Raw genomic sequence first — 425 nt, forward strand, 5'->3', positions numbered from 1 at the left:
CTCAACGCCGTGCCGCCGTTCGGGTAACGTCGGAAGGCGAACGTCAACCACCACCCGTCGCCCGTAGGAGCCCGCCATGAGCGATGACGCCGAGCGCACTGACGCCCCGGACCCCGACGCCTGGGCCACCGCGTGCGAGGAGGACCTGGCCGCCGAGAGGGCCCGCCGCCGCGCGCAGTACGGCCCGCCGCCCACCGACACCGCCGAGGAGCTGCGCCGGCTGGCGGACGCGGTCACCGAGAAGGTCGCCGAGTTCGGCAAGCCGCTGCTGGGTGCCGCCGGAGCGGCCACGGCCCAGGGCGTGGCGCAGCAGCTGTTCAAGCAGGCCAAGGCGACCATCGAGCCCGTCGTCGAACGCAACCCGCAGCTCTTCGACCACCTGGCCGCCGCAGGAGGTGAGCTGCTGGCCGCCTACCGGTCCATGG

At 73.9% G+C, this 425-nt stretch carries 1 protein-coding gene; it reads left to right on the forward strand.

Annotation, left to right across the window (positions count from 1 at the left end):
* Positions 1-76: 76 nt before the first annotated feature.
* Positions 77-425, forward strand: a 349-nt coding sequence (locus KBY19_RS36010) for a DUF5304 family protein (protein ID WP_210967542.1), incomplete at its 3' end; no start/stop codon positions are given.

This window comes from Streptomyces sp. B15, from assembly GCF_018070605.1.
Lineage (GTDB): Bacteria > Actinomycetota > Actinomycetes > Streptomycetales > Streptomycetaceae > Streptomyces > Streptomyces smyrnaeus.